The 6,142-nt window shown below is 64.9% G+C and carries 6 protein-coding genes; 4 read left to right on the top strand and 2 right to left on the bottom strand.

What is annotated here, in order from left to right:
* Positions 1-2,206, top strand: a 2,206-nt coding sequence (locus C4B30_RS33395; RefSeq protein ID WP_234015485.1) for a hybrid sensor histidine kinase/response regulator, incomplete at its 5' end; no start/stop codon positions are given.
* A 66-nt stretch (positions 2,207-2,272) separates the two neighbouring features.
* Here C4B30_RS33395 and C4B30_RS33390 read toward each other — a convergent pair.
* Positions 2,273-2,827 carry an NADPH-dependent FMN reductase gene (locus C4B30_RS33390; protein ID WP_027781798.1) on the bottom strand — a complete coding sequence of 185 codons (555 nt, stop codon included), beginning with the start codon at positions 2,825-2,827 and terminating at the stop codon, positions 2,273-2,275.
* 369 nt (positions 2,828-3,196) lie between these two features.
* On the opposite strand from C4B30_RS33390, the gene C4B30_RS33385 reads away from it, so the two are divergent.
* The gene (locus C4B30_RS33385; protein WP_105133584.1) at positions 3,197-3,796 is read left to right on the top strand and encodes an RNA polymerase factor sigma-70; all 600 of its coding nucleotides are present in this window, start codon (positions 3,197-3,199) and stop codon (positions 3,794-3,796) included.
* Positions 3,774-3,992, top strand: coding sequence for a zf-HC2 domain-containing protein (locus C4B30_RS33380; protein ID WP_027781800.1), 219 nt, complete (start codon positions 3,774-3,776; stop codon positions 3,990-3,992). The genes C4B30_RS33385 and C4B30_RS33380 overlap by 23 nt, the downstream gene beginning before the upstream one ends.
* Positions 3,993-4,129: 137 nt before the next feature.
* On the opposite strand, the gene arsC is transcribed toward C4B30_RS33380, so the two are convergent.
* A complete protein-coding gene (gene arsC, locus C4B30_RS33375; RefSeq protein WP_105133587.1) occupies positions 4,130-4,486 on the bottom strand; it encodes an arsenate reductase (glutaredoxin) in 357 nt (118 codons plus the stop codon).
* A gap of 975 nt (positions 4,487-5,461) precedes the next feature.
* Between arsC and parA the strand changes: the two genes are divergently transcribed.
* Positions 5,462-6,124, top strand: a complete 663-nt coding sequence (parA, locus tag C4B30_RS33365; RefSeq protein WP_006480195.1) for a ParA family partition ATPase — start codon at positions 5,462-5,464, stop codon at positions 6,122-6,124.
* Positions 6,125-6,142 lie beyond the last annotated feature (18 nt).

Raw genomic sequence — 6,142 nt, 5'->3', positions numbered from 1 at the left:
CCCTCCCGCCGACGACTGGCAGGACGACGGCAGCTACGCGTCCGGCGCACCCGAGCACGATTTCGCGGTGCGCCGCGTGACGCTGATCGTGCTGCTCGTCGCGGCCATCGTGCTGCCGTGCATCTACGTGGTGGTGATGGCGTACAACGACCTGAAGGCGCGCGAGGCCGCCGCGAGCGACGTGACGATGCGCACGGTGCGCGTCGCCGAGGAGCACGCGCTCAAGGTGTTCGACCTGAGCGAAACGCTCGATGCGCGCATCGTCGATCTCGTACAGGACATGGACGACGCGACCGTGCGCAGCAAGGAGTCCGACATCCACGAAGCGCTGAACACGATCGGCGGCGGCTATCCGCAGGTGGCGGCCGTGTCGATCTTCGGCGCGAGCGGGATGCTGCTCGCCAACAGCCTCTACTATCCGGCGCCGTATGCGTCGATCGTGAACCGCGACGACTTCGCCGGCATCCGCGACGGCAAGGTCATCGAACACATCTCGCGGCTGATGATGGGGCCGCTCAAGCTCGAGAACATTCCCGTGTTCAACACGGGCGTCGCGCGACGCCATAGCGACGGTTCGTTCGCCGGCATGGTGTCGATCGCGCTGAAATCGTCGTATTTCAACGCGTTCTACCGCGACCTGCTCGGCGGCGCGAGCACGCCGATGACGATGGCGCTCGCGCGCTCCGACGGCGCGGTGATCGCGTCGTATCCGCCGCCGCCGTCGCTTGCGCACACCGATCGCTCGGTCACGTTCGGCGATGCGCGCAACGATCCGCGCGCGGGCGTCGTGCGCGTGCGGCACGACGGCGCCAGCGAGATCGTCGCGTATCGCCAGGTCGGCAGCTATCCCGTCTACGTGAGCTGCGCGTACCGCACGTCGGCGATCTGGCATGAATGGTACGAACACCTGAGCGTGCTGTTCATCTCGATGTTCGCGCCGTCGGTCGCGCTGTGGTCGGTGATCTGGCTATCGCTCAAGCGGCTGAAGGCGGAAGAGCAAGCGTGGGACCGCTGGCAGGCCGAAGCGTCGATGCGGCGCTCGATCGAATCGGCGTACCGGCAGTCGCGCAAGATGCAGGCGCTCGGCAATCTCGTCGGCAGCGTCGCGCACGACTTCAACAATCTGCTGATGATCATCTCGAGCAACGTGCAGATCGCGCGGCGGCGCGGCGTGCAGCATCTCGACAAGGAGCTCGGCGCGATCGAACGCGCGCTGAAGAACGGGCAGTCGCTCACGCGCCAGCTGCTCGGCGTCGCGCGCAAGCAGCCGCTGCACAACGAGACGATCGACGTCGGGCAATGGGTCGGCACGTGCCGCGAACTGCTGAAGACGTCGCTCGGATCGAAGTCGTCGCTGGTCGTCGCGATCGAGCCGGGCGTCTGGCCGATCCGCGTCGATGTCGCGGAGCTCGAGCTCGCGGTGATCAACCTCGCGGTCAACGCGCGCGATGCGATGGCGACCGGCGGACGCTTCACGGTCGGCGCGCGCAACGTCACGCTGCGCCGCGAGGACGGCTTTCCGCTGACCGGCGATTTCGTGCAGATCTCGCTCGACGACACGGGTTCGGGCATGGCGCCCGACGTGCTCGCCCGCGCATTCGAACCGCTGTTCACGACGAAGGCGCAGGGGATGGGGACGGGGCTCGGCCTGCCGCAGGTATTCGCGTTCTGCGAACGCTCGGGCGGCCTCGCGACGATCGACAGCGCGGTCGGCGCGGGTACGTCGGTGCGTCTGTACCTGCCGCGCGCGCGCGCCGAGGATGTCGTCGCGCGGCCCGCGGCCGGCGCGCACGATGCGGGTGGCGGCGCGCTAGCGGGCTTGCACGTGCTGCTCGTCGAGGACAACGGCGAAGTCGCGGCCGGCACGGAAGCGCTGCTGTCGCTGCTCGGTCATCGCGTGACCTATGCGCCCACCGCCGACGACGCGTTGCGCCTGATCGAAGGCGCCGCGGCGAACGACGCGTTCGATCTCGTGATTTCCGACATCCACATGCCGGGCCGCCTGAACGGCATCGACCTGGCCGAAGCGGTCGAAAAGCGACCCGGGAAGCTGCCCGTGATTCTCGTCACGGGTTACGCGGAGGAGCTGGACCGGACGCGCACCGTCAACGTCCGCGTGCTGTCGAAGCCGTTCGACATCGCGCTGCTCGACGAGATCCTGCTGGGCATCCGCGAAGCGCGCGACGCACGCCACACCGGCGCGTGACCCGCTGCGTGCGGGCCGGCACCGGCGCGACGGCGGGAACGGTCGCGGCGATCGAGCCGACGGACGTCAGGCCGATTTCAGCAGGCGAACCCAGCCCGCATAACGATCGACGAAGCCCTGCAGGAACTTGCGAGTGTCCTCGCTGACGATCTGCCCCTGGTCGTCGATGCGCGCCGGATCGTGCTTGATGAACATCTCGGGCTGACCGAGCGTCTTCACGTCGAGGTACGCGAGCACGTTGCGCAGGTGCTGCTGCGCGAGCGCGGTACCCACTGCGCCCGGCGACGTGCCGAGCACCGCGCCCGGCTTGCCCGCCCACGAGTTGGAACCCCATGGGCGCGAACCCCAGTCGAGCGCATTCTTCAGCACGCCCGGAATCGACCGGTTGTACTCGGGCGTGACGAACAGCAGCGCGTCGGCGGCTTCGATCGACTGCTTGAAGCGTTTGGCGACGTCGGGGAAATCCGCGTCGTAGTCCTGGCTGTACAGCGGCAGCTCGCCGATCTCGACGAACTCGAACGAAAAATCGGCGGGGGCGAGCGAGGTCACGGCATGCGCGAGCGCGCGGTTCGTCGAAGCGCGACGCAGGCTGCCGACGACGACCGCAATACGATAGGACATGGCATTCTCCTTCCGGTGAGTGAGGAATCGGATCGATTGCTTCCGAATGGGCGACAAAGGTCTGTTTATAGGCAAGCCAGCCCGCGAGCCGTCCCACGGGGCCGTCCGGCCGACTTTCCACAAGGTTTTCCACAGAAATTGTGGATAACTCGACCGTTATGTTCTGACGTTACAGATTGGCCGCCGCGCGTCGGCGTCGACGCGCGAGACGGCGGTTCGGCAAGGATAGCGCAGCGCACCGGCCGGTTTCGCGAATTCGTGACGGAACATTGCATTGCAGGCCGGCACCGCGCCCAGTAAGCTGCTCGCACCGCGACGCGCCCGCTCCGTGACGCACGCGCGATCGCTTCGAGACACTGCCATCCAGAAATGCCGTCCGCACACGACGACCCCGCCTATCTCACGCAACTGCGGCGCGACCTGCTGCGCTTCGCGCGACTCCAGCTCCGCGATGCCGACGCGGCCGAAGACGCCGTGCAGGAAGCGCTGGCCGCCGCTTGGTCGCACGCCGGCGATTTCGCGGGGCTGTCGGCCCACAAGACCTGGGTATTCGGGATCCTGCGCAACAAGCTGATCGACGTGCTGCGCGCACGGCAGCGGATGGTGAGCCTGACCGCGCTCGATGCGGAGCTCGACGGCGAATCCGTACTCGATCGCGAACTGTTCAAGGACAACGGACACTGGGCCGCTCATGCGAAACCGCGACCGTGGCCGAAGCCCGAAACGCTGTTGCAGCAACAGCAGTTCTGGATGCTGTTCCAGGTCTGCCTCGACCATCTGCCGGAGCAGATCGGACGCGTGTTCATGATGCGCGAATTCCTCGACGTCGAGATTGCGGACATCTGCACCGAGTTGACGCTGACGACGAATCACTGCAGCGTGCTGCTGTACCGGGCGCGCACGCGCCTGCGAACCTGCCTGAGCGAAAAAGGACTGACGACCGAAGATGCTGCCGGGGAAATGTACTGACGTGACACGACTGCTGTCGGATGCGCTCGACCGGCATCTGACGCTGCACGAGCGCCTGCAGGTGCGCGTGCATTTGCCGGCGTGCAGCGGATGCCGCGCGTATCGCGGACAGATCGCACTGTTGCGGACGGCCGCGAAAGCGGCGGCGGGGCGTGGCCCGGACGATGATGATGGGTCGCCGCGCGGTGGAGGCTAGCCGGCGCGGTGTCGACGTATCGTTCCGGTGGCGGCGAGCAGGTTGCCCGGCGATTGCGTCGGCCTGGATGGCCGTTGCGTTTGCCGGGCTGGGCTGGGCCAACGCTGATGCAATAAGAAAAATACGCCGGGCAAGAATTATTCGAACAACGCCTTCACCGACTCAGGCGGGCGACCGATGGCCGCCTTGCCTCGATACACGACCATGGGGCGTTGCAGCAGAATCGGATGAGCGACGATCGCCGCGTAGGCTTCGGCGTCGGTCAAATCCGCGCGGGCCAGGTTCAACGTCTTGTACGGCTCCTCGCCGTCGCGCAGCATGTCGCGAACCGGACGGCCGAGCTGCCGGTGCAGCGTTTCCAGTTCCTCGACCGTCGGCGGCGTCTTCAGGTACTCGACGACGTTCAGCGGTGCGCCGGTGGTATTCAGCGACTCGACCAACGCCAGCGTTTCGCGGGACTTCGAGCATCGGGGGTTGTGGTAGATCGTGATCATCATTCAAGCGTGGATGGTGGAGCCTTGTATTGTAGCCAGTCTGCATCGAGGGCTCGGTGGGGTGGTTCGACCGGATCTGGGTGGCCTTCTTTTCGAGAGGTCGCTGAGACGGTTCGGTTTAGCGATGCGCTGTGATCGGGAGAGAGGCGGGCCTGGTGGCCGGGGAGACACCTCCAGGGGCGGTCGTGTTTATGCGCATAAAGTTGGGCGACCTGCTTCGCGGGACCAGAAACTGTGTTAGCCGAGCCAATGCTTCGTGAGCGCTGCGTGGAAAGGATTGCATGGCGGCGAGGCAAGGCGGGTGGTTTATGCGCATAAGGCCCGAGATCGTCGAGCGAGGTACTGCGCGACTCAGGGTGTAGACGCATGTCGATGCGAGACGGTACACCGGGCAATCGCCGTATCGATCGATAGGCTGTCCCGCCACGACATCATCACGCGCCTGACTCAAGCGAGATTGCTGCCTGCGGTCCTTCATTACGGGCGATCGTCGCGTCCGGTTTATGCGCATAAACGCGGCCCGACAGGCGCCGCCTCGATGCGCGTCTTTCCGCTCGACGATGCAGCCGTGGACACGCATTCGACTCGGGCTCGCAAGGCACTCCTCTCACTCGCGAGTGCCGGATGCTCAAGCGACGGAGTTGCCCGCCGCGGCCTCCGCAGACTTTATGCGCACAAACTCCCGGCTCGCCGGCGACGCAGCTCGTCCAGCGAAAGGGCAGCGCACCGAGACATCTCTACGACGAACAGCCCTCCGACGCTGTAGATGTGCGGACCTAACCATCGAGCAACCCATCCGCCGAATCAAAGCCCCGCATCTCCAACACTCCGCCCAAACGCGCCCCCATCTCCGCCACCGCGTTTATGCGCATAAACCGATAGTCCGAATGGCCAATGCGTAGTTGGCGAATAACAATTTCGTTGAAATTCAAATATCGTCCTGTAGAATTCCAACGACCCAAACAGGAGTGAAAATTGGCCGCGGAAATCATTGCAGTCACTCAACAAAAAGGTGGCGTCGGCAAAAGCACGATTGCCATGCATCTCGGCGCCGCGTTCCATGAAAAAGGGAAGCGCGTCCTCGTCATCGACGCAGACCGTCAAAACACGCTGGTTCACTGGTCGAGCGCATCCGGCGACAGCGACAACGGCATCCCGTTTCCGGTCGTCAACCTCGCCGAAGCCGACGGCCAGATCCATCGCGAGATCAAGAAATTCATCAACGACTACGACATCATCGTCGTGGACTGCCCGCCATCGATCACCGAGAAAGTCTCCGGCGTCGTCCTGCTGGCCGCATCGATTGCCGTGATCCCGACATCGTCGTCGCCGGCCGATTACTGGTCGAGCGTCGGGCTGGTCAAACTGATTCAGCAGGCGCAGGTGATGAACGAAGACCTCCGCGCGGTCTTCCTGCTAAACAAGACCGAAGAGAAGCGCATGCTGACCCGCGAGCTCAAGCGTGCACTCGAGGAACTCGGCTTCCCGCTGCTGAAGACGCAGATTCCGACTCGGGAAGCGTACAAGCAGGCCATGGCGCTCGGTCAGACCGTACTGCAGATGAACGATCGCGGCGGCAAGCTGGCCGCCGCCGAAATCCGCGCATGTGCCGACGAAATCGTCGCCATGCTGCCCTGACTTTATGCGCATAAAGGA

Origin of the sequence: Burkholderia sp. BE12, assembly GCF_002959955.1 — a bacterium.
Taxonomy (GTDB): domain Bacteria; phylum Pseudomonadota; class Gammaproteobacteria; order Burkholderiales; family Burkholderiaceae; genus Burkholderia.
Note: the sequence above shows the minus strand (reverse complement) of the source record. Positions and strands in the feature narration are given on the sequence as shown.

Bases quoted from the DNA above. Each gene is read 5' to 3' on its own strand.
- C4B30_RS33380 (WP_027781800.1), top strand. From the start codon at position 3,774: ATGCTGCCGGGGAAATGTACTGACGTGACACGACTGCTGTCGGATGCG.
- C4B30_RS33385 (WP_105133584.1), top strand. From the start codon at position 3,197: ATGCCGTCCGCACACGACGACCCCGCCTATCTCACGCAACTGCGGCGC.
- C4B30_RS33390 (WP_027781798.1), bottom strand. From the start codon at position 2,827: ATGTCCTATCGTATTGCGGTCGTCGTCGGCAGCCTGCGTCGCGCTTCG.
- arsC (WP_105133587.1), bottom strand. From the start codon at position 4,486: ATGATCACGATCTACCACAACCCCCGATGCTCGAAGTCCCGCGAAACG.